The following is a 21,606-nucleotide window of genomic DNA, read 5'->3' on the forward strand; positions in this document are numbered from 1 at the left end:
CCATTGAAATACCACCATTTAGCAATCACATTCCGTAGGGCTGCTTATCGAATGTATACGGGCAGGCGTAGGGGCATGTGGCGAAACAAGATTGGCTTCAGCTGGGCAGCATCACGGAAATTACAGAGCATCCAAAGGGCGAGAAACTGTTTTTACTTATCGATACCCGTCCCGCTGCGAAGCACCATGTGCACGGCAGCCTGAACAGAAGGCCTAATGGCCGCAGAGGCACGACCTGACGGGGCCAAGAGTTCGACTTTTTGCTGGATTGAACGGGGCGGGCAGAATCATTCTTTGCGGAGAACTCCTGTCCGATTCAGCCTAACCAACGATGACGAGAATCAAGAGAGATCAGAGTATGCGCACTACCGATGAGTGTATTCCGGTGTTTTTCTCCAAACCCCAGCCCCACCCATCCGCCCCCTGAACCATACCGTGCCACCCGCGAGCACACCCATCACCACACCAATCCCGATGACACTGGGGACGGAGCCGAACGATTCCGCGACCCAACCGAACAGGGTCATGCCAAGCATGGAGGTGGCCGTGGCCACCGCCGTGTACACCGCCATGACTCGCCCAACCATTCTCGGCGGGGCCACTTCTTGAATGATGCCCCAGGCGATGGGAGTCCAGCTGCCGAAGCCGATCCCGATGCAGACGACGAGCAGCGAGGCTGTCCACACATCCTGCGTCCAGGTCAGCCCAATCAGGGCTAACCCCGCGAGTGCGCAGGAGAGCATAATCACCACAAGCCGTCGCGGAAGGTCCCAGGCGCTCACCCGGATCAAACCGAACGATGAGAGGAGCAACCCGGCCCCGAGCCATGACCAGAGATAGCCGATCTCCACCGGTCCGAGCCCGAGCAAGTGGCGGCCGAAGACGGGGAACAGCGTGCTGAACGCGCCGCTGCCGAGAGTATAGATCGACGCCAGAATGATCAGCGCAAGCATCGTCCGATGGCTCAGAAACGCCCACCGGAGACCATCGAGCACCTGTCCGAGGAATCGTCCTTCTCCAAGGCCGGCCGTGGGCTTCCCGTCCGCCCCGTGCAACTGAATGGGCAACAGACAGGCCGCTGATGCAACATAGGTCAGGGCATTCACGCACAGGACATCTTGTGATCCCGAAAAGGCGATGCCGAGTCCGCCGGCAGCGGGACCGAGGATGATGCCGATGCTGGTGGTACTTTGAAGCAGGGCATTCGCGGCCGTAAACCGCGGGCGACCGACCATAAAGGGAACGACGGAGGACAGCGTGGGCACGAACAAGGCCGTCGCGACGCCATAGAGAAAGGTCAGCAGGTAGAGCGAGGCGACCGTGAAATGCTCCACGGATACCAGGCAAGGAATCACGCCGATCAGCACCCCCCTCGCCAGATCGCTGCCGATCAAAATCGCTTTCTTCGGGAGCCGGTCGACGACGACGCCGATGAACGGGCCGAACAAAATCGGCGGCAGCGTCAGCAACAGGCCGATGACGGTCGTCTTGAGCGGCGAGCCGGTCACCGCGTAGACAAACCAGAGCAAGGCCAGCTTGCTGACGCCTTCAGCAACCTGGGACAGCACCTGACTCCACCACATGAGGCGAAAGTCGCGCGTGAGCAGCCACCGGGAGACTTCGGCCATGTCGCCAGTATAAACGTTTGCGTGAGGAGAGGGATCACCAGGCAGTGATGTCGATACGCTTGGTCCCACGCAGCATCCTTCCATCCGCCATGGCCGGTGTGCCCTGCCTCGCACATGCAGGACGCGCGAAATGGTGCCCACCCACGAGTTTAGAGTCCTCTCACGCCCGCACGGTAGGAACGGCACAGGCATTGCGAGCACAAGGGACCGCCACGGCCGCGGTAAGTAGGAGCACCAGCCCCAACCCGACCAGGCTCGCAGCGGGGCCGATTGCGTCGGCCATCCACCCAAATCCCGTCATCCCGGCCATGGCCGACGCCATGGACCCCACGCTAAACGTCGTGAGGACGCGGCCGATCAGGTGTTCAGGCGTCACCTCCTGCAACAGCGCCCAGACGATCGGATTGAGCACGGCCGTGCTGCCGCCGACAATCACGACGATGCCTGCGGCAACCAGCGGAGTCTCCAAGAGACTCAGGCTACAGACGGCAAGCCCGCCGATGGTCATGCTACGGACGACGATACGCAGTCGCCCTTGCATGTCGCTCTGTTTCCTCCAGGTCAGCCAGGTAGACGCAGCCAACATGCCCACGCCCAACGCAGACCACAACCAGCCCAATTGAACGGGGCCAACCCGAAGAAACTCTTTGGCGTACACCGGCAAAATAAAGACGAAGGCACTCACACCCAGATTGTAGAGGGAAGAAATGATGACCAGCGTGAGGACCATGGACCGCTGCGCAAACACGAAACGAAATCCGGCACGAAGTTCCTCCCAGACGGAGGAGGTCCCCTGCACCGCTCTCACGCGAGAGACGGCGAATCGAATCGGCGTCAGACAGAGCGCGGAGATGAGGAATGTGGCCGAATTGACGAACAACACGTTTTCCGCGTTGATCAGCGCAATCATGATCCCGCTGATGGCCGGCCCCAGTAACATTCCGATGTTGTTGGTACCTTGAATCAGCGCATTCGCTGACATCAGCTCCGCGGGCCGCACAAGGAGAGGCACGGCCGACACCAGGGCAGGACCAAAGACTGTGGACACGACCGACGTCAGGAAAATCAGCCCATAGAGTCCCTCGATCGATAACGTGTCCATGGCAGAGAGTACGGGAATGAGCAACGTGAGCAGCGCACGAACCAGATCGACCCAGACCATCACAGCCTTCTTGGGCAGCCGGTCCAGATAGACACCGATCAGCGGACCGAACACCAGCGGAGGAATGGTCTGCAGCAGGCCCACCATCGTCATCTTCATAGCCGAGCCGGTCAACTCATAGACAAACCAGAGGAGCGCGACCTTGTTGAGGCCCTCGCCGATTTGCGCAGTCGCTTGGCCCCACCACAAGAGGCCGAAATCCCTGGTGTTGATCAGACGCCATCCGCGACTCACCTGTGACGACCCATGGTCTCTAGACATGGTGGCACTCCTTCTCCAGCGACCACCGTGTTCCCGTCTACCGTCGAATTCTCTGCATGTATCGTACTGATTCAGACTCGGCCGGCGTCCTGGGGAAGTCTCTGGCTCAACCTCGGCACAGGCCCGGTTCTCCCAGGTATTCCTCAGCTCATCACCCTCGCCTTCTCAAGATTCCGCCTCTTCCTTCCGAGACAGGAGACAGAGTCACTAATTTTCGTAAGGAGGCGGCATGTCCAACATCGTGGAACAGATCGACAAGGCAATCGGTGCGCATGGAGCGTGGAAGGTGAAATTACGCCAAAACATCGACGGGACATTGGCGCTCGTTCCAGCCGAGGTCGGTGTGGACAACCGCTGTGAGTTCGGCAAGTGGCTCTACAGCTTGGGGGGCACTCCGGTCGCCAACGATGCGCGGTACAAAGAGATCCTCGAGCTGCACAAGGCGTTTCACAAGGTCGCGGCAACCGTCGTCACCAAAGTACAAGCGGGTGATAAGGCCGGGGCGGAAGCGTCGATCGGCTTCAAAGGCGACTACACAGCCGCCTCGTCCACATTGACGGCTAAGATGATGGAGTGGAAGAAGACTGCGGCGAAGGCTGCTTAGGTCCACCTCCCCAGGCTCTGGAGAAATTCCCCAGAGACTGAGGAGTTTCTCCAGAATTCCCTCGCCTATACTGCCGACTACCCCGCGCAACCAATTTGAGCTGTCTGACGTAACCGGTTGGTGCTACAGGCGTTGCCGGTCCCGAGCATACTGCACTCACGCCAGGAACGATCTCTGCAGAGGAGTGGGCTCGATTTTACTGTGCAGGAGCACCATGGCCGCATCCATTCTCCTCATCGACGACAGCCCCGGCGAATGCGAGTTATTGCGCCAGGCCCTGGCCCAGTCTGGGTACAAGGGGCGCTTGGACATCACCGATAGCAGCCGTGCGGCGATGACCTATCTCAACGATCACGTGCCCGGTGACGAACCGGCCTTGATCCTGCTCGACCTCAAATTACAGGGAGAACGCGGAGTGGATGTGTTGAAACGCCTGAAGCAGGAGGCGCGATTTGCGCAGATTCCGGTGGTGATTCTCACCAGTTCCGATGATGCCCTCGATGTGCATGCCTGCTACCAGGCCGGCGCCAACGGCTACCTGGTCAAACCGGGACAATTCGATGATCTGGTGAGCCTCTCCCTGCACCTCTGGAAATTCTGGCTCGAACACAACTGCACGGGACGGATGGCCGCATGCTGACGCGCGCCGCCCTCAAAAATCCCTATGCGGTCTTTGCGATTTGCATGATCGCGCTGATTCTGGGCGCCGTCTCCTATCAGAAGATGCGCGTGGACATCTTCCCCGAGATCAAGCTGCCCTCGATTCTCGTCACCACCTTTTATCGCGGGCTGAGTCCCAGCGAGATGGAAGGGGCCATCACGCTCAAGATGGAGCAACGCTTCGTCGAGGCGAGCTACGTCGAACACATCGAATCCCAATCACTCTCCGGCATGAGCTATATCAAAGTCTTCTTCCAGCCGGAGTACGGCATCGACTCTGCCCAATCAGAGCTGACCAGCCTGGCCTACAGCATCATCCGCCTGCTGCCGCCCGGCGTGTACCCGCCCTCCGTCTACAAGTTCGGCGTGTCCAGTCTGCCTGTAGGCTACCTCTCCATCTCCAGCGACACACTCGGTCCCAAAGAAATCCGTGACCTGGCCTACTTCAATGTGCGCAACCAGATCGCGACCATCCCCGGCATCTCCTTCGGTCCTCCATTGGGCGGCAAGGTCCGGCAGATCACGGTGTTTCTCGACCAGCAACGGCTGCTCGCGCGCGGCATTTCTCCCTCGGATGTGGTGAACGCGCTCAACCAGCAAAGTGCCATCATTCCAGCCGGCAACATCAAGATCGGCGATCTCGACTATTACGTCTACTCGAATAGCCTCGTGGACGTCGTGGACAAGATCAACGACATCCCCATCAAGATCGTCAACGGCACGCCGGTGCTGATCCGCGACATCGGCACCGCCGCCGACAGCGCCGCCGTGCAGACGTCGATCGTACGGGTAAACGGCCGTGAAGCGACGTATCTGCCCATCACCCGGCAGGAAGGCGCCAACACGCTGGAAGTCACCGACGGCATTCGCGCCAAGCTCTCGAAACTCACAGAAATTCCAGCAGGCACCACCGTTAAATTTCTCTACGACCAGTCACTCTACATCCGCCAGGCCATCGCCAATCTGCAGAAAGAAGGCCTCCTCGGCGCCGGACTGGCCGGCCTGATGATTTTCATTTTCCTGGCGAGTGTCAAAGCGGCGCTCGTGGTCGGGCTGGCCATTCCCCTCTCGTTGACCGCCGCGCTGGTCGCACTCTACCTGACCGGCCAGAGCGTGAACCTGATGACGCTGGGCGGGTTGGCCCTGGTCATCGGCACCCTGCTGGACAACAACATCGTCGTACAGGAAAACCTGCACCGACACTTGGAGATGGGAAAAGACGGGCGTTCGGCGGCGGAAGACAGCGCCATGGAACTGACGCTTCCGATCCTGGTCGCGACGATCTGCATTCTCATTGTCTACCTGCCGATCATGTTTTTCACCGGCATCGTGAAGTATCTCTTCGTGCCCCTGGCCATGACGGTCGCCTTCGCCATGTTGGCCGACTATGTCGTCTCCATGTCGGTGACGCCGGTCGTGCTGGCCTGGCTGTACCAAGCCGGACATACCAAGTCTTCAGACCACGAGGCATCGGCCGACGAGGGATGGTTCCGGTATGTTCTCGCGATGTACGAACCGCTGTTGAGTGCCGGTGTGCGGTTCAAACCGGTTGTCATCGGCCTGGCTGCGCTCACTCTGGTTGCCACTGTGGTCTTTCTGCTGCCACGTCTCCACACCGAGTTCTTCCCCAAGGTGGACGCGGGCAATTTCACCATGTTGGTGATGGCGCCGGAGGGATCACGAATCGAAAAGACCACGGCCATCGTCGGTCACATCGAACAACTTGTGCACGACACCATCCCGAAGGACGATCTGGAAGAGGTCATTTCGAACACCGGACTCTACTACGGCGATGCAGCGCGGTTCGCCCCGAACACCGGCAACCATACCGCCTTTGTGCTGGTAAACCTGGTCACCGGCCACAAGGGGCACACAGAAGACTACATCGCGGACCTGCGCAAGCGGTTCAAGGGGTCATTGCCGGGCGTCGAGATCGCCTTTCAAACAGGCGGCATCATCAGCGATGTCTTGAACTTCGGCCTCAGAGCTCCCATCGACATTCAGGTCAAGGGTCCGAACCTCGATATCATCAGGCCGGTGGCGGAGCAGATCCAGCAGCGGGTCGCGCAGGTGCCCAACACGGTCGATGTGCGGATCAAGCAAGGCAAAAGTTATCCCGAATTGCACATCGATGTGGATCGGACAAAAGCCGCCTACTACGGCATCAATCAAAATCGCGTCGTGGTCGATGTCATCACCGGCATCAGCTCCAACCTGGCCCTCTCGCCGAACTATTGGCTGGATCCCAAAACCGCCAACGGGTATTTCCTGCTGGCGCAGTATCCCGAACAATCGCTCACGACCACGGAAGACCTGCTCAACATTCCGATCATCGGCGCGCGCACGCCGCTCCTGCCGACGGCCAGCCTCACGGGCGGCGGCATCCAGGGTTCGACGCTTGCGCTTCAGAACACGCCGTTTGCCGGGCGGCAAATGGAACTCACCAGCGGCTACTACGCGTCCGGCGACGACCGACGAGGCCCCCCGGTGATGCTGCGCGATGTGGCCTCGCTGAAATTTAAAACCGGTCCCGATTCGGTGGACCACTACGACTTATCCCGCCTGATCAACGTGCTGGTGACGCCGGTGGGGAACGATCTCGGTCGCGTGGCGAAGGATATCGAACAGGCGATGGCCGGCGTGCCTCTGCCGAAAGACGTCACGGTGCAACTGCGCGGCGAAGTGGCCAACATGCGCGGCGCGATTCAGAACTTCGCCCTGGCCCTCCCCCTCGCCGTGGTGCTGATCTACCTCGTGATGGTGGCGTTGTTCCGCTCATTCATTGACCCGCTCATCATCCTCGTGGCGGTCCCACTCGGCTGGATCGGCACTGTACTGACCCTGCACCTCACCAACACCTCGGTGAACGTCGAATCGATGATCGGCACGTTGATGATGATGGGCATCGTGGTGTCGAATAGTATTCTGCTCGTCGATTTTGCCAATCGTATGGTCCGCCATGGAGCGACCGCCGAGCATGCCGTCCTGGAAGCGGGGCGGCGGCGTATTCGCCCGATCCTCATGACGGCGCTGGCGACGATTCTCGGCCTGCTGCCGCTGGCTCTCGGCTTCGGCGAGGGCAATGAAACGATGGTGCCCCTGGCTCGTGCGGTCGTCGGCGGGTTGGCAGTCAGTACAATCATGACGCTGTTGGTGGTTCCCATCATGCACTCACTCGTGCTGATTCGCCGGGAACGTCCCCCGATGTCTTCGACCCCGCCCGCGACTCTGGAGGAAATTTAATGACCGAACAGGTAGTCCCGCCGCCCTTGGTGAAGCGCTCCAACCGTACACCGCTCTGGATCGCGACGGGTGTGCTTCTCATCGTGGCGATCGCCGGTTATCTTTTTTGGCAGGGAAATGAACCGGCGACCACCTCGTCTGTGGTGAAACCGGCTGGGACAGCGCAATCGGAAACACCGGCCGGCCCGACTCCCTCGGACGTGGATTCCACGCCGGTCGATGTCCAGGTGCTCAAACCCACGCGCCGCGACCTGGTGTATACCGTCAAGCTTCCCGCCAACGTCTCGCCGCTCTACCAGACGACGCTGTACGCGAAGGTCTCGGGTTATCTCAAATGGATCGGTCCGGACAAAGGCGACGCCGTCAAAAAAGACCAGGTCGTCGCCGTCATCGATGCCCCTGAGGTGGAGGAGCAGTACCAGCAGGCCGTGTCGGACTATAAGATCAAGAAGTTGACCTACGAGCGGCTCGCCAAGGTGTGGAACGAATCACCCGACGTGATTGCCAAACAGGACGTGGATGTGGCCGAAGCCTCCTACCAGGGGGCCAAACATCTCATGGAACAGCGTGCCGTGATGCGCGACTATACCAAGGTCCGCGCGCCCTATGACGGCATCGTCACCGCACGATTTGCCGATCCCGGCGCCCTCATTCAAATCGCCACGTCGTCGGCCACCACTGCTATTCCGCTGTTTACGATCATGGACCTCAACACGGTACGGGTCTACGCCAATGTTCCGCAGGACGATAGTCCCTGGATCGTCCCTGGCAAGACGGCAGCCACAGTAAAGGTCACTGAACTCCCCGGCCGCTCGTTTACGGGCACCGTCACCCGATCCACGCTGGCACTCGATCCGTCCACCCGCAGCCTGCTGGTGGAGGTAGATCTCCCCAACCCGGACCATGCACTCAGGCCCGGCACCTTTGCTGAGGTCTCACTGGGACTGCGCGAGATTCCTCAAGCCCTGGTCGTGCCGCCACAGGCCGTGATCAGCACGCCGAAAGGCAAATCCCTCTTCATCGTGGAAGAGGGCAAGGCCAAATCGGTCACCGTCCAGACCGGGATCACCGACGGCCGTTGGATGGAAATCACCTCCGGGTTGCGTGGAGATGAAGATGTCGTCGCGGTCGGAAAGCGACGCCTGCTGGAGGGCATGCCGGTGCAGGCCTCCCCCTTCAACTTGCCGGATGCCAAGCCGTCCCAACAGAAGTTTGAACGACGCGCACCGGGAGGCACGCCGCCTCCGCCGGGCAACCCCGTGAACGGAAGTACGTCGAAACAAGGAGACCACCCATGAACCACACCTGGCGTCGCACCACGTTCATCATGCTGGCGCTCTTGTCGTCGACAGCGGCCATGGCCTCCGCTGCCACTGCCGCAGAGACGGATCAGCCGGTGAGCTTGTCGCGCGGCAGTTTTCTCGGCGTGCAGCAGGCCGTCGACATCGCCGTCAAAAACCATCCCATGCTGATTGAGGGCACTGCTAATCTGAAAGCGTCCGAAGCGCGCACCGAACAGGCGCGCTCCCTGTACTATCCGCAGGTCTATGCCAACGCTAACACGGTCGCCGGAGCGGGCGTCACCAACCCACGGTTCTTGATCGGCGGCGGACTCCTTCGGGAAAACCAAAGCACCTTTACCGGCGGCGTGATCGCCAATCAACGGATCTATGACTTCGGTTACACCAGTAATCTCGTCGAATCAAACAAACTCGCTGAACGAGCCCAGGGGCAGGATGTCAGCGCCCGTCGCGCCCTCGTGCTGCTCTATGTGCAACGCGCCTACTTGAACAGTCTTAAGCGGAAGCGGCTGGTCCAGATCGCCGAAGAAACCGTCCGGGAACGCGGCGTCATCGCCGGGCAAATCGAAACGCTCTATCGCCAGCAACTGAAGTCCAAGTTCGACTTCGATCTCGCGCATGTGGAGCTGGTCAATGCGCAATCGCTCCTGGTGCGCAGCCGCAACGATTTGAAAGCCAGTTTTGCCGATTTGAATCGAACCATGGGTATCGTCGGAGCCGACGACTACGTCCTCGAAGACATTTCCGTCGACGTGCGGCCGCAGAAAACGCTGGAAAGCTTGATCAACGAAAGCCTGTCGCATCCGGAAGTGAAACGCGCCAAGGAGCAGACCGCCTCGGCCGACGCCAGGCTGACGGCGACCAAACGCCAATACCTGCCGACGGTGTCGGCGATTGCCAGCGGAGGCACGTTTGATCCCTTCGATCCCCGCCAGAATCAACAGACCGGCGGGTGGTGGATGGCCGGTGCCATGGTTTCCATGCCGCTCTTCACCGGCTTCCTCATCGAAAATCAGGTGGTCGAGGCCAACGCCAATCGTCAGGCCGCCTCTGCCGCCACCACGAACATCGAGCAAGCGTTGACGCAGCAGGTCACCAACGCCTATCTCGATACCCTCACCTTCGCGCAGCAGATCACACTGGCGGAAGAACAGGTCAAGACGGCGCAGGAAGCGTTACAACTCTCGAAACAGCGCTACAAACTCGGCTTGGGAACGGTGGTGGAGGTCACGCAGTCGGAAGTGGCGCTCACTGCGGCACAAACGAGGCTGGCGGACACGCAGTACGACTACAAGATTGCGGAGGTCACCCTCGCGTACACCTCACAGGGGGATGATACCGGTCGAATTCTGCTGATGAGCCGCGCCGCCAATCCCCCTCGCGCGCCGGAGGTGCAGGACCGTTTGGAAGGCCCGCCCGCCGCAACCAACTGATCAACTCAGGCCTGCGCTCGTCACCGCTGCGGGTCTTGTCTCGCCCCCCGTTCGTTCTAAGCACAGACTCAGGAGCCCAGCGGGTCAGACATGCCCCGCCTTGCCCAGTGAGCGCCTCCACGTCGCGCGATAGAAATGTCAGACGGTTTGGCCGGGAAACACGATCGCGAGATCGATCACCAGCTCGTCCTTGGTGTTGGCGAGGAGCGAATCCCAGATGCTGGTGGTCTGCTGCACCCTGGCTTGATCCAGGTCGAAGAAAAGGTCGAAGCCTTTGGAGATGATCGGGTTCATCGGATAGCGCCGATCGTAGATCATGCCGTAGGCCGGGATACCGTAGAGGGTCTGCCAGTTGCCTAGAATGAAGTGGAGTTCGGTCCCCCGGACATACAGTCCGCCTGAGGTGATGATGCGCTTGATCGATGTCTGCGGCTGGCTCAGATAATACGTGACTCGCTCGTTTTCCTTGGCCAGCCGCAACGCCTCGACCAGTTGCGGCACCAGAATGGTGATCTCTGCATCACGAAACATGGGCAACCGCCGCGACTCGCCCCCGAGCCAGCGTTGCAGCGCCGTCCGGTGCTCCTGCACGGTGAGGCCCATCAACACACGCCGGATTTGTTCAGGAGAAAACTGAGCCGGATGCGTAAAATGCCCCGGAGGCCATTCCGGCAGCACATTCGCATCCAATTCCAGTCTGACGAAATTGACGGGATCTTCGTAGACGGTCCTCGATGGAACCTGAGGAATCGCACAGCCGGCGGCAAGCACGCACAGGAGCACCACCCATGACGCGTGAAACGTGAAACGCAAGAATCCCCTGGGCATACTCGCCGAAACTATGGTCTTCTCACGCTTCACGAATGACGCTTGAGGCTACTCGGTGATCGTCACCGTCATTTCGACACGCTCCAGCGGATTGTCGCGCCCATCGCGTTTGGCTGACACGACCTTGTCGACCACCTCAAGCCCGCTCTGCACCTCGCCGAACACCGTGTACTGCCAATCCAGAAAGTTCGCGTCGTTGACGCAGATGAAAAACTGCGATCCGGCGCTGTTCGGATCATTGGCGCGGGCCATGGAGAGGGTGCCACGCTTGTGCGGCTTACTGTTGAACTCCGCATTGACATTGTGGCCGGGGCCCCCCATGCCGTGCGTCGCGCGGTCCGGGTTCTTGCTGTTAGGATCGCCGCCCTGAATCATGAACCCCGGAATGACCCGATGGAACGTCGTGCCGTTGTAGAACCCCTTTTTCGCCAGGTCGACGAAATTCTTCACATGATTCGGCGCCACGTCGGGGAAAAAGCGTAGGACAATCTGGCCCCACGGCTCGTTCTTCGACGTCACGGTAATGGTGGCTTGTGGTGAACTGGTTTGTGCCGACATCTCGTATCCTTTCCTCGCTCAGTTAAACTTGAAGGGCGCGATGCTCTCCCCTTCCAATCCTTGACTCACGGCGGTCCAGGTGAGGCCGTCATCGTCGCTGCGATAGACACCGGAGCTGGTACCGGCATAGAAGCCGCCTTGTTCGCCCTCAATCAAGACCTGCACCGACAGATTGCTCAGGCCCTTGTTCAACGGCACCCATTGCCGTCCCTTATCGACGGTCTTGAAAATGCCCCGACCTGTCGCGACATAGACCCCGCGCTCGTTGCTGATCAAACCGCGGATCGAATCGTTCGGAAGGGCGCGGCTGATCGGCAACCAGGTTTTGCCGCCGTCACCGCTCCGAAACACCCCGCCGTCGAACGTACCCGCATACACACCCTGTTCCTTGTCGACGGCGAGCACGCGGATAAAATTCTCCACGAGGCCTTCATGGTCCTTCAGGCCCTGCCGGAGACGCGTCCATCCCGAACCCCGCTCTTTGTAGCTGTGCACACCCTTCCCGGACGTGCCGGCATAAAGCGTCCCATCGTCGGTCCGCGCCAAGGCATGCACGAGAATTTCGTCCAATCCGGCACTCACCGTCTTCCATTGATCCTGTGCGGCATTCAAGAGATAGACCCCGTCTCCGGTCCCGGCATACAGTCCCTTGGCGTCCATCATCAGGGCTTTGATTTCGAGGCGCTTCAGCCCTTTGTTGATCGCCTGCCAGGTTTTCCCTGCGTCGCGGGAGCGGAAGACGCCGCCCCGAAACGTGCCCGCATAGATGGCCCCGTCTTTTCCGGTGGTGAGACACAGCACGAAGGGATCCGTGAGGCCGTCGTTGGCGGATGCCCAAGAAGCGCCCCGGTCTCCGCTGCGGAAAATGCCCATCCCGAACGATCCGGCGTAGATGACGCCGCCGGCGCCGGCGGCCAACGCTTGAATGCTCGTATTGCCGATGTCGGCGGACCCTGCCGGCTCCTGGCCCGGATGCGCCTGCTCCAATTTCAAGGACCCACCGCTCTCATTGCCGCCAGAAAAGGACACGGCCTGCGCAACCCCCTGCAGACTGCCGACTGAGAGCGCCGTCAACACGATGATGTGACGCAGCATAATGAGCCACCCTTTTCAAATTGTGAACGCCGGATCAGCGGACGCGATGACCGGCGGTGCCAATGGGTATATCAGGGTCGAGCGGCAAATTCATGTCGGGCGCCGGGCCTGTCGCCCGCCCGAAGATCTTGGCGCCGATGATCCCGATCTCATAGAGTACCATGAGCGGGACCGCCATCAGCAACATCGTGAACAACGTGGCATCCGGCGTCACGACGGCTGAGATGATCAGCGCCGCCATGATGGCATGTTTACGATAGTGGGCCAACGCCCCCGCCGAAACCACCCCGACCCGCGACAGCAGCGTCAAAACCAGCGGCAATTCGAAGGCGCAGCCGAAGATCAGCAGAAACTTGACGTTGAAGTCGATGTAGGTCCCCACCCCCAACGCCGGGGTAATGTCTCGATCCATACCGAAGCTGACGAAGAAGTCGATGACCAGCGGCAGGATGACAAGGTTGCAGAAGACGAGGCCCAGCGCAAAGAGCAAGGCCGCCAGCAGGAACAGGGGAATGGCCCAGCGTTGCTCCTTAGGGAGCAACGCCGGTTCGATAAATTTCCAACACTGGTAGAAGACGACCGGCAGGCTCAAGATGATGCCGGCGAGGAACGAGACCTTGATGGAAGCGAAGAGCGCCTCCGTCGGTCCGTAGAACACCAACTGATTGGGGAACGGCCGGTTCAGCCAGGCGACCATGTCCGCGGAGTACGCAAACGCCGTCGCAAACGCGACCCCCAAGGTCACCGCGATGATCAGCAGCCGCTTCTTCAGCGACTGAATATGGGCGGCCAGTGGTGCGAGCATTGCCTGTCTGAACGAACGCCCAGTCTCTCCGACCCGTCGCTTCCGGCTCTGCCCGCGCGGAGCGGCACGACGAGTTCGGCACGGGATCCCCGCCCCGCGTTACCGCGAGGCCCGAATGAGCTCGGCGATCTTGTCTTTGGTGGCCAACTTCTCTTTTTGCAGTTGTTTTTTCAGTACTTCTTCTGCCGGCGTGAGCACGTGCCGCCGCTGAAGATCGGCCAGCTCCGCATCAAGGCGATGGTGAGATTCTTCAAGCGCCCGGAACTCTGTGTTGGACCGCCGTAACCGCTCAGTGATCGCCGTCTCCGTCTGCATGTCGCACCTCCTGGTTGACTACATACGTTCGTGGATGACCGTCGTGTTACCCGCCGCCCGGAGAATCAGCTCTCAGGGCTGCCCGCACAAAGCACTCACCTCCAGCGGCGCCAACTCCATCAGCACCGCGTCTTCTTCAGGTTTCACATAATACCGCGTCCGCGTCGCCGTCTGGCGAAACCCCAACCGCTCATAGAGGGCACGAGCCTCCTGATTGGACGCCCGCACCTCCAACATTGCCCGATTTGCCCCGCGCTCCAGGCCAGCCCGAATCGCCGTGCACACGAGTTTGCTCGCCACCCCTCCTCGGCGGAACGGGGCCAGCACCGCCAGGTTCATCAACCGCAGTTCCTCGAAGACAATCCAGTAACAGAAATACCCGGAAATCACGAGTGCCCCTGAATGCGGATCGAGACATTTCGCGATCAGAAAATGCGCAAACTGATTGCCGGACAATTCCGCCGCCAACATTTTGCGCGTCCAGGGGGCCGAGAAGCAAGCCTGTTCGATGGCCAAGACTTCATCCAGCACGTCGACCGTTGCCGGCTCGATGATGACCGAATCTGCCGCCATATTCAGCGCCCGGTTTCCCTTCTCTGTCTATGACTTGGCTCGCGAATCACGACCTGTGCGGCCACCCGTTTTCCTTTGGGCCAGCTTCTTCGCCACGCGTTCACGCCGCCGCTCGAGGGCTGACACGCCCTGCAGTTCGTCGAACTTGACCTCCGCTTCCGTACGTTGCACGTACCGCGGAACCAACGCCTCTTCTCCAACCTGACCAGTCGCCAGGCGCAGTCGCGCCGCCAGGCCAACACTGACCGCCGAAGGACGCTGACAGTCCGCATCGACTTCCCGCACTGTCACACCCATCGCCTCCGCGGCCTGACGGATTTCCTGTCCATAGGCTTGCCAGCCATCGCCAAACAGCGTGACGCCCGTCACACCCTTGCATGCCCGGGCGACGGAAGACGGCGATCCGACCTGTTCGGCTAGATGTGTCCGCAATCCTTGTCCAGGTTGCCATTCATAGGCAGCCCAATAGACCTCGTTGTGACGGCTCTTGATCACCGGGATCAGCAGCCCCTCGACATCACGCAGGTTCCACGCCATCGCTTCCAGCGTCGGCACCGGGATGATAGACGTTCCCAACACCGCCCGAAACCCCAACATGGTCGCGAGACCGACACGGAGTCCGGTAAACGAGCCGGGACCAATCGACACGGCTAATCCCTGGAGATCCGTCAACCGGAGGCCCGTCTCGCCCAAGACACGATCAATGGCACCCATCAGCGAACGGGCGTGAGAGCCGGCAGCGTCCTGTTCGGCCAAGGCCGAAACCTGCTCGCCGCGCAACAGGGCGACGCTTTGCCAGGCCGTCGCGGTATCAACCGCCAACAGATGTTCCGCCGATGGCGCCGTCATACCCGACCCAGTTCGCCCGGCTTGATCGGCTCATTCGGCACCAACTCGTGAAACGTGACCTGGAGACTGCCTGAACCTTGGCCATCGGTCATTCGAATGGCAAACGGGCGCATGATGCGCTTCTCGCCGGCAGGGGACTGCCCGTTCGATGTCGGCGTCAACTCCGGCGCAGCCCCGACCGCGCGATAGTCATCAAATTGCATTGTGGCTTCGATTTCGCCGGTCGGCGTCAGCCGTTCTTCCTGCACCACCAGCAAGTTGCGGCGATCGAACCAGATGCGCCGGCTGACAAACGGTGCCGCACCGTTCGGCCCCGCTGCCGTCAACACATCGAGTCGATAGCGGGTGCCGTCTTCCGACACACGAACCTGTTCCTGTGGCCCCACAGCCTGCGTACCGGTAATGCCGCTCATGGCCCAGACACTCAACTGAAACGGGCGCGTAAGCTTCCCGAGTTGATCGGCCTCGGACGGACGCCCAGTTACTTCCCGCCCCATGGTGGGGAGGCGAAGCTTGAACTGATCCTCGATTTGCACGAATTCGAAAATTTCACTCCCCACCGCCGAAAACCCCCGCAACCGGATGGCATTCGGGCGCTGATAAAACACGGTACCTTGGACTCTCTGGCCGATGGGGAGAATGCCGCCGGTGATTTTAGCGCTGAAAAGTCCCTTGATCGTGCGCACCTCTCCGGCCTGCTCCTGCAGCAGCGCGGTGAGTTGTTCGGCCGTGGCTTGCTTGAGAACGACCGTCTCACTCGGGCCAAACAGCGCACAACCGGAAACCGTGAGACTGCACAGTAGGAGAGCACAGACGAAGTCACGCGCCCGTTTCACGTATTCCATGTTACTTGTCACGTCCCTCACGCCAGGACCACATCCAACGCATCCCCCACTTCCCTGATGCCGACCAATTCAATGCCCTCGACCGGGTCCAGCTTCGCCACATTCCGTTCCGGCAGGAGACACCGTTTGAAGCCCATCTTCGCCGCCTCGCGGATACGCAATTCCGCCTGGCTGATGGCCCGCACCTCGCCGCCGAGGCCCACTTCCCCCATCACCAACGTCGTAAAATCGATCGGGCACTCGCGCAGACTCGAGGTCACGGCGGCGACGATCCCCAAATCAATCGCCGGTTCATCGATGTGTATGCCGCCGACGACGTTCACATAGACATCCTGTCCGGAGAGATGCATGCCCAGCCGCTTTTCCATCACCGCCAACAGCAGCGACAGACGGTTGGCTTCGACCCCATTGGCCATCCGCTTGGGCATGGGATAATTCGTGCTCGACACCAGTGCTTGTAGTTCGACGAGAATCGGCCTCGTTCCCTCCAGGCTGGACACCACCACAGAGCCGGTGCTGCGCTGAGGCCGCTCGGCCAAAAACAGTTCGGACGGATTGCTGACTTCCTCCAACCCGCCGTCCTTCATTTCGAACACCCCGATCTCGTTCGTGGACCCGAACCGGTTTTTCACCGCGCGCAAAATGCGGAAGCTATGACTTTTGTCGCCCTCGAAGTACAGGACCGTATCGACGATGTGCTCCAGCAAACGCGGGCCGGCGATGGCGCCCTCCTTTGTGACATGCCCGATGATAAACACCGGCACGTTATTTCGCTTGGCAAACCACATCAACTGACCGGCCACTTCCTGCACCTGGCTGATGCTTCCGGGGGCCGAGGTGAGTTGCTCGGTATAGACCGTCTGAATCGAATCCACGACAACGGCCGCCGGCTTCACCTCTTGAATGGCTTTCAGAATTTGTTCGAGCGAGGTTTCCCCGAGGATCAGCAGATGCTTGCCGTCGATGCCGAGACGCTGCCCTCGCATCTTGATCTGCCGGGGGGACTCTTCGCCGGATACGTACAAGACTTGCTCACCCGCCTCTGCCAGCAGCGGCAGCGCCTGGAGCAATAACGTCGTCTTGCCGATACCGGGGTCGCCGCCGATCAACATGACGGAGCCGGGCACCACCCCGCCGCCCAAGACGCGGTCGAATTCTCCCAGGCCGGTGCTCCGCCTGGGCTCACCCACGATTTCAATGTCGGAAATGGGGGTTGCGACGGCCACGGCCGCTTTCACCAGGCTTTGACGGCCTTTCGGAGCCGAGGCCACCCGTTCTTCTTTGAAGCTGTTCCAGCCCCCGCAGTCGGGACAGCGACCGAGCCAACGCGGCGCCTGATGGCCGCAGGCCTGACAATGAAACGTGGTTTTTTCTTTCATCCGCCCGGGTCGTCCTTCTCCAGAAATCTCAGCCCATCGTAAAGGAAACCAGACAGAAAAAGGAAGGAGGACAGAGGCTTACGGGCGCTGCACTCCATGAGAATGACACCTGGCCTGTTGGGACCGAATGGTCAGGCAGGAGAACCGAGATTTCAGGAGTGCGGAGGCGCGCTTGGCAGGCCCGAAAAGTAGAAGAGTGCAATGGCGGCGGCGGTCGCAGCATTGAGGGACTCGACCTCGGGCCGCAGCGGAATCGTAAAGCGGACTGTCGCAGCCTGAAGTACCGCCTCTGATAGTCCCCGACTCTCGCTCCCGATTGCCACGATGGTTCGTGCCGGTAACGTTCGGATCGATCGAATGGGGACCGTCCCTTCACCGGCCTCAACGTCGGCTGCCATGATCGTACATCCGAGCTGGAGCAACTGCTCCACGGGGGTGTGAGAAAAAATCGGAAGCTGAAAGAGCGTACCGGCGGTCCCGCGCACAACTTTCGGATTAAAGACATCAACCGAATGGGGCGCCATCCAGAGGGCACTCACATTGAACCCCGCCGCCGTACGAATGATCGTTCCAATGTTCGCCGGATCTTGCAGCATATCGCCGTACAAGCCAAAAATCCTGGGCTGCGCCACAATGGCGGCCTGGTCCCACGTCGGTTGATGGACGATTGCCAAGGCACCGTTGGACGTGTCAACCTGCGACAACTGAGCCAGCGTGTCCTCCGGACAGCCATAGAGCGTCACCCGGCTTTCCAGGAAGAGATTCTTAATGTCCTCTGATTGGCGCTCGAGAAACCCAGGCACCACAATCACACAGACGAATCGATTGGGAGACGCGCGCAGTAATTCCACGATCGGCTTCGTGCCTTCGAGTACAAAGACTCGTTCGCGGTCGCGGGTCCGCTTGGTCTTGATGACGTCCCGGATGTGCGAGAGAAAGTTACGTGAAACGATACGAAGTAAGGAGGTCAAAGTTACCCAGGTAGGAGCCGAACCGGCAGGGAGCCCGGCCCGTCCGGCCGAGCCCCTGCCATCGCGCTATTTGCGTTTCTTGCCGGACGCGGCTTCCGCAGCACGGATGCGTTGCGCGCGTACCTTCGCCCGCTTGAGAGCCGACAGTTTGCCGCGCGTACGATCCCGTTCGGCCTTCAGCCGCTCCAATTGCGCACGAAGGTGCACACGTTCTTCCTTATAGATACTGGCGCATTCCGCCGGGGACAGGTTCGTCCAGTCTCCCGTTCCACGTGCCCGCTTAATCCGCGCCTCCAAGGATTCCCGCAGGAGCTTTTCACGCATCGACATCAAAGACTGCAAGGCTTCCTGCCGCCGCTGGACTTCTTCCTCTTCGGCCATGATGCCGCGAATGTCGGTTCCTAACATCGGCTGATCCTCCTCGCTGAGAATATCAATACCAACGGGCCATTCTACCCGATTTCATCGTCTTTGTTCTACCTAGGAGAATGGGACGTAAAGTATTGATGTTGCAGACAAGTGCGGAACGGCTTAAAGAATCAATGGGTTGCAGGGCAGAAACGCGATGCAGTAAGATCGCGGCCATGCCACACATTGGATCCCTGATTCGTGCCTGGAGGCTGTCTCACAAATGTTCCGAACAGGCCTTCGCCCACCGAGCTGGCATTGATGCAAGCCTTCTGGAGTCGCTGGAGACGGAACAAGCCGATCCGAACGCCTCGACGCTCGAAGCGCTGGCCAGAGCCCTGAACATTCCGCTCCCCTGGCTGTTTATCCACCCCAGCGAGTTGGATCTCCTGTGTAAGGACGATGAAGAGGAAGGGCTGTCCCTCTCTACCTTGACCGGGGCCGATCCGGTGTTGGACAGACTGCTACTGGCCGCGGGCCACGAGCGTACCCTGTATGTGCTCCTCACCGCGCTGATTCAAAGTGGAGAGCCGAAACTCCTCCGCGCCGCGGAAGTGAGTCTGCGCAGTCTGGTCAAACAGTCCAAACAGGCCACGGTTCCATGGCAATCCCGCCCGCCTGGACATTTCGAGCCGCCCAGCGACTGACGTCGCCGAGCCATCCTCCGGATCACACCTTTCCGTCAGCCGGCCGCTGTCGGATTCTTCCCGGTCCCATGGTTCGATTGAGCGGATCGCAGGAGGACCAGGCCGACCAGGGCCAGGGCCACGAGCCCGGGCCAGCCTCCCCATGGCGGGGCCGCAAAGAGCTGAAAGGGATCGCCCGACAGTGAGGGCCAGACCGAACTCAGCGCAATCGGCAGGGCTAACAGAATCCCGACCAGTGCTTCGCCGGTGACCAATCCGGCGGCGCACAGCAGGCCCCGATCCTCCGTCGACATCCCTGCTCCCGATCGTCTCCTTCGAACCCACTCCGCCAGACAGCCTCCGAGCAGGATGGTGGCCGATAATTTCAGCGGCAGATACATGCCCAGTGCCACGGCCAATACGGGGAACCGGAGTTCAGCCTGCCGCCGGGCCTGCCGGGTGTCCAACAGAATGACCGCCACCCCCAGCAGCATCCCGAACACGAGCAGATGCCAGGGCAACGAGCCCCCAAACACACCGCTGGCCAGCTTCGCCATGAGCGTGGCTTGAGGAGCCGTGAGCGGATGAGGATGCGCCTCCGTGACCTCCCCGATCCCGTACTTCGCCTGCAGCAACGACAGGACCGGCACGATGACGACCGCACCGGTTGCCACGCCGATGACTTGCATCACCTGCTGTTTCCAAGGAGTCGCGCCGACCAGGTGGCCGGTCTTCAGATCCTGCATATTGTCGCCGCCCATGGCAGCAGCACAGCAGACGACCGCTCCGACCAGCAACGCCGCAGCCGGACCGGCCGGATTGCCCTGCCCCATGATGCCCAGCAACAGCAGTGAGGCGAGCATGATCGTCGCGATGGTCACGCCGGATACCGGATTGCTCGAACTGCCCACCAGGCCGGCCATGTATCCGGCCACGGCGGAAAATAGAAACGCCGCGACGACCATGAGCAGGGTCAGACCGATTCCACCCCACAGACTCTGGCCCAGCAGCCCCCGGTACAACAGCAACATGGGAAGCAGCGAAGCGACCGTCAGTCCGATCAACCAGACGACCCCTGCGTCCTGCTCAGTCCGTGGGAGGCCCCCCTGGGAACGGGATGCATCGCGAGTCCGGTACAGCGCCATCAACTGTTGCAGACTCTGCACAATCGGACCGCGAATTTGAATGAGCGTCCACACGCCACCGACCAGCATGGCACCGATCCCGATGTAACGAATCTGCCCACTCCAGGTGGCCTTCGCGGCTACCACCCCCGTGAGTGCCTCCGGTGGCGGCACCATTACCTGGTGCAGCGGCAACAGCACCAGCCAGCCTATGGCCCCGCCGAGAAACACCACAGTGGCCGTATGCAGACCGATGATATACCCCACCGCCACCAGGGCCGGGGACAGATTGAGCCCTCCGTAGAATGTCGAGCGGCCAAGCTGAAGCGCCCCTTCCAACGATTCGCTCCAGAGTTTGAATCCCCCTTCGGCAAACTTAAATCCACCGCCCAACGCCGCTGCTCCCAGCAACAACCGAACCGGCCCGCCCGCCTGCGCATCCGCGGTCGCCCCCACCTTCAACACTTCCGCCGTGGCCACGCCTTCGGGGAACCGCAGTCGAGCATGGATGATCAAGGCACGACGCAAGGGAATGGTGAACAGCACCCCCAGCACCCCACCCACCAATGACACGGTCACGGTTTGCCAATAGTCGAAGGACTCCCAATAGCCGAGAAGGACCAGACCCGGAATCGTAAAGATCACCCCGGCCGCCAACGCCTCGCCGGATGAGGCCGCGGTCTGTACGATGTTGTTTTCCAGAATGTTTGAACGACGAAACAGACGCAGGACCGCCATGGACACCACGGCGGCTGGGATCGACGCGGACACCGTCATGCCCGCAAACAGCCCAAGGTAGGCATTCGCACCCGCCAGCACGGCGGCCAACAGCACGGACAGGACCACTGCTTTCGGCGTGATTTCAGGCAGCGACACAGAAGGCGGAACCAGCGGAACGTCCGCGGCCTCCGTCGATGCCTCCTGCTCACGCCTCATGG

At 60.6% G+C, this 21,606-nt stretch carries 20 protein-coding genes; 6 read left to right on the plus strand and 14 right to left on the minus strand.

Annotation, left to right across the window (positions count from 1 at the left end):
- Positions 1 to 365 precede the first annotated feature (365 nt).
- Positions 366 to 1,628, minus strand: coding sequence for an MFS transporter (locus KJA79_RS19135; protein WP_213043693.1), 1,263 nt, complete (start codon positions 1,626 to 1,628; stop codon positions 366 to 368).
- Positions 1,629 to 1,788: 160 nt separating this feature from the next.
- Positions 1,789 to 3,051: an MFS transporter gene (locus KJA79_RS19140; RefSeq protein WP_213043694.1), complete on the minus strand. Its 1,263-nt coding sequence runs from the start codon at positions 3,049 to 3,051 to the stop codon at positions 1,789 to 1,791.
- Positions 3,052 to 3,280: 229 nt separating this feature from the next.
- On the opposite strand from KJA79_RS19140, the gene KJA79_RS19145 reads away from it, so the two are divergent.
- The 5 genes from KJA79_RS19145 to KJA79_RS19165 all read left to right on the plus strand — a co-directional run bounded on the left by KJA79_RS19145 (position 3,281) and on the right by KJA79_RS19165 (position 10,292).
- Complete coding sequence (locus tag KJA79_RS19145; protein ID WP_213043695.1) at positions 3,281 to 3,655, plus strand: CZB domain-containing protein; 375 nt, start codon at positions 3,281 to 3,283, stop codon at positions 3,653 to 3,655.
- 214 nt (positions 3,656 to 3,869) lie between these two features.
- Positions 3,870 to 4,295, plus strand: coding sequence for a response regulator (locus KJA79_RS19150; RefSeq protein ID WP_213043696.1), 426 nt, complete (start codon positions 3,870 to 3,872; stop codon positions 4,293 to 4,295).
- Positions 4,289 to 7,558, plus strand: a complete 3,270-nt coding sequence (locus KJA79_RS19155; RefSeq protein ID WP_213043697.1) for an efflux RND transporter permease subunit — start codon at positions 4,289 to 4,291, stop codon at positions 7,556 to 7,558. Before KJA79_RS19150 ends, KJA79_RS19155 begins: the two co-directional genes overlap by 7 nt.
- Positions 7,558 to 8,856 (plus strand): efflux RND transporter periplasmic adaptor subunit, encoded by a 1,299-nt coding sequence (locus KJA79_RS19160; protein ID WP_213043698.1) that lies wholly within the window; start codon positions 7,558 to 7,560, stop codon positions 8,854 to 8,856. The genes KJA79_RS19155 and KJA79_RS19160 overlap by 1 nt, the downstream gene beginning before the upstream one ends.
- The gene (locus KJA79_RS19165; protein ID WP_213043699.1) at positions 8,853 to 10,292 is read left to right on the plus strand and encodes a TolC family protein; all 1,440 of its coding nucleotides are present in this window, start codon (positions 8,853 to 8,855) and stop codon (positions 10,290 to 10,292) included. The genes KJA79_RS19160 and KJA79_RS19165 overlap by 4 nt, the downstream gene beginning before the upstream one ends.
- Positions 10,293 to 10,430: 138 nt before the next feature.
- Here KJA79_RS19165 and KJA79_RS19170 read toward each other — a convergent pair whose 3' ends face one another.
- From KJA79_RS19170 to KJA79_RS19220, 11 genes are all read right to left on the minus strand, one after another.
- Complete coding sequence (locus KJA79_RS19170; RefSeq protein WP_213043700.1) at positions 10,431 to 11,120, minus strand: hypothetical protein; 690 nt, start codon at positions 11,118 to 11,120, stop codon at positions 10,431 to 10,433.
- A 48-nt stretch (positions 11,121 to 11,168) separates the two neighbouring features.
- The gene (locus KJA79_RS19175) at positions 11,169 to 11,678 is read right to left on the minus strand and encodes a peptidylprolyl isomerase (RefSeq protein WP_213043701.1); all 510 of its coding nucleotides are present in this window, start codon (positions 11,676 to 11,678) and stop codon (positions 11,169 to 11,171) included.
- A gap of 18 nt (positions 11,679 to 11,696) precedes the next feature.
- Positions 11,697 to 12,773, minus strand: a complete 1,077-nt coding sequence (locus KJA79_RS19180) for a ligand-binding sensor domain-containing protein (protein WP_213043702.1) — start codon at positions 12,771 to 12,773, stop codon at positions 11,697 to 11,699.
- Between the two features lie 34 nt (positions 12,774 to 12,807).
- On the minus strand, positions 12,808 to 13,578 hold the full coding sequence (tatC, locus tag KJA79_RS19185) for a twin-arginine translocase subunit TatC (RefSeq protein WP_213043703.1): 771 nt from the start codon (positions 13,576 to 13,578) through the stop codon (positions 12,808 to 12,810).
- Between the two features lie 99 nt (positions 13,579 to 13,677).
- Positions 13,678 to 13,893 (minus strand): HP1242/YdcH family protein, encoded by a 216-nt coding sequence (locus KJA79_RS19190; RefSeq protein WP_213043704.1) that lies wholly within the window; start codon positions 13,891 to 13,893, stop codon positions 13,678 to 13,680.
- Positions 13,894 to 13,965: 72 nt separating this feature from the next.
- Complete coding sequence (gene rimI / locus KJA79_RS19195) at positions 13,966 to 14,466, minus strand: ribosomal protein S18-alanine N-acetyltransferase (protein ID WP_213043705.1); 501 nt, start codon at positions 14,464 to 14,466, stop codon at positions 13,966 to 13,968.
- A 27-nt stretch (positions 14,467 to 14,493) separates the two neighbouring features.
- Entirely contained in the window at positions 14,494 to 15,315 is an 822-nt protein-coding gene (gene tsaB, locus KJA79_RS19200; protein WP_213043706.1) for a tRNA (adenosine(37)-N6)-threonylcarbamoyltransferase complex dimerization subunit type 1 TsaB, read from the minus strand.
- Positions 15,312 to 16,160: a LolA-like protein gene (locus tag KJA79_RS19205; protein ID WP_213043707.1), complete on the minus strand. Its 849-nt coding sequence runs from the start codon at positions 16,158 to 16,160 to the stop codon at positions 15,312 to 15,314. The genes tsaB and KJA79_RS19205 overlap by 4 nt, the downstream gene beginning before the upstream one ends.
- A gap of 17 nt (positions 16,161 to 16,177) precedes the next feature.
- Complete coding sequence (gene radA / locus KJA79_RS19210) at positions 16,178 to 17,539, minus strand: DNA repair protein RadA (protein WP_213043708.1); 1,362 nt, start codon at positions 17,537 to 17,539, stop codon at positions 16,178 to 16,180.
- Between the two features lie 152 nt (positions 17,540 to 17,691).
- A complete protein-coding gene (locus KJA79_RS19215) occupies positions 17,692 to 18,510 on the minus strand; it encodes a TrmH family RNA methyltransferase (protein WP_213043709.1) in 819 nt (272 codons plus the stop codon).
- Positions 18,511 to 18,576: 66 nt separating this feature from the next.
- Complete coding sequence (locus tag KJA79_RS19220) at positions 18,577 to 18,918, minus strand: hypothetical protein (protein WP_213043710.1); 342 nt, start codon at positions 18,916 to 18,918, stop codon at positions 18,577 to 18,579.
- A 176-nt stretch (positions 18,919 to 19,094) separates the two neighbouring features.
- Here KJA79_RS19220 and KJA79_RS19225 point away from each other — a divergent pair, with 176 nt between their 5' ends.
- Entirely contained in the window at positions 19,095 to 19,565 is a 471-nt protein-coding gene (locus KJA79_RS19225; RefSeq protein ID WP_213043711.1) for a helix-turn-helix domain-containing protein, read from the plus strand.
- A gap of 35 nt (positions 19,566 to 19,600) precedes the next feature.
- Here the strand turns inward: KJA79_RS19225 and KJA79_RS19230 are convergent, their stop codons facing one another.
- On the minus strand, positions 19,601 to 21,604 hold the full coding sequence (locus tag KJA79_RS19230; RefSeq protein WP_213043712.1) for an OPT family oligopeptide transporter: 2,004 nt from the start codon (positions 21,602 to 21,604) through the stop codon (positions 19,601 to 19,603).
- Positions 21,605 to 21,606: the final 2 nt, after the last annotated feature.

The sequence above is a fragment of the Nitrospira defluvii genome (assembly GCF_905220995.1).
Lineage (GTDB): Bacteria > Nitrospirota > Nitrospiria > Nitrospirales > Nitrospiraceae > Nitrospira_A > Nitrospira_A defluvii_C.

What these genes read in the sequence shown, in the direction of transcription:
- KJA79_RS19190 (WP_213043704.1), bottom strand. Translation starts at nt 13,893, where the DNA reads ATGCAGACGGAGACGGCGATCACTGAGCGGTTACGGCGGTCCAACACA.
- KJA79_RS19205 (WP_213043707.1), bottom strand. Translation starts at nt 16,160, where the DNA reads ATGGAATACGTGAAACGGGCGCGTGACTTCGTCTGTGCTCTCCTACTG.
- KJA79_RS19165 (WP_213043699.1), top strand. Translation starts at nt 8,853, where the DNA reads ATGAACCACACCTGGCGTCGCACCACGTTCATCATGCTGGCGCTCTTG.
- tatC (WP_213043703.1), bottom strand. Translation starts at nt 13,578, where the DNA reads ATGCTCGCACCACTGGCCGCCCATATTCAGTCGCTGAAGAAGCGGCTG.
- tsaB (WP_213043706.1), bottom strand. Translation starts at nt 15,315, where the DNA reads ATGACGGCGCCATCGGCGGAACATCTGTTGGCGGTTGATACCGCGACG.
- rimI (WP_213043705.1), bottom strand. Translation starts at nt 14,466, where the DNA reads ATGGCGGCAGATTCGGTCATCATCGAGCCGGCAACGGTCGACGTGCTG.
- KJA79_RS19170 (WP_213043700.1), bottom strand. Translation starts at nt 11,120, where the DNA reads ATGCCCAGGGGATTCTTGCGTTTCACGTTTCACGCGTCATGGGTGGTG.
- KJA79_RS19230 (WP_213043712.1), bottom strand. Translation starts at nt 21,604, where the DNA reads ATGAGGCGTGAGCAGGAGGCATCGACGGAGGCCGCGGACGTTCCGCTG.
- KJA79_RS19135 (WP_213043693.1), bottom strand. Translation starts at nt 1,628, where the DNA reads ATGGCCGAAGTCTCCCGGTGGCTGCTCACGCGCGACTTTCGCCTCATG.
- KJA79_RS19175 (WP_213043701.1), bottom strand. Translation starts at nt 11,678, where the DNA reads ATGTCGGCACAAACCAGTTCACCACAAGCCACCATTACCGTGACGTCG.
- KJA79_RS19140 (WP_213043694.1), bottom strand. Translation starts at nt 3,051, where the DNA reads ATGTCTAGAGACCATGGGTCGTCACAGGTGAGTCGCGGATGGCGTCTG.
- KJA79_RS19145 (WP_213043695.1), top strand. Translation starts at nt 3,281, where the DNA reads ATGTCCAACATCGTGGAACAGATCGACAAGGCAATCGGTGCGCATGGA.
- KJA79_RS19225 (WP_213043711.1), top strand. Translation starts at nt 19,095, where the DNA reads ATGCCACACATTGGATCCCTGATTCGTGCCTGGAGGCTGTCTCACAAA.
- radA (WP_213043708.1), bottom strand. Translation starts at nt 17,539, where the DNA reads ATGAAAGAAAAAACCACGTTTCATTGTCAGGCCTGCGGCCATCAGGCG.
- KJA79_RS19160 (WP_213043698.1), top strand. Translation starts at nt 7,558, where the DNA reads ATGACCGAACAGGTAGTCCCGCCGCCCTTGGTGAAGCGCTCCAACCGT.
- KJA79_RS19220 (WP_213043710.1), bottom strand. Translation starts at nt 18,918, where the DNA reads ATGTTAGGAACCGACATTCGCGGCATCATGGCCGAAGAGGAAGAAGTC.
- KJA79_RS19155 (WP_213043697.1), top strand. Translation starts at nt 4,289, where the DNA reads ATGCTGACGCGCGCCGCCCTCAAAAATCCCTATGCGGTCTTTGCGATT.
- KJA79_RS19180 (WP_213043702.1), bottom strand. Translation starts at nt 12,773, where the DNA reads ATGCTGCGTCACATCATCGTGTTGACGGCGCTCTCAGTCGGCAGTCTG.
- KJA79_RS19150 (WP_213043696.1), top strand. Translation starts at nt 3,870, where the DNA reads ATGGCCGCATCCATTCTCCTCATCGACGACAGCCCCGGCGAATGCGAG.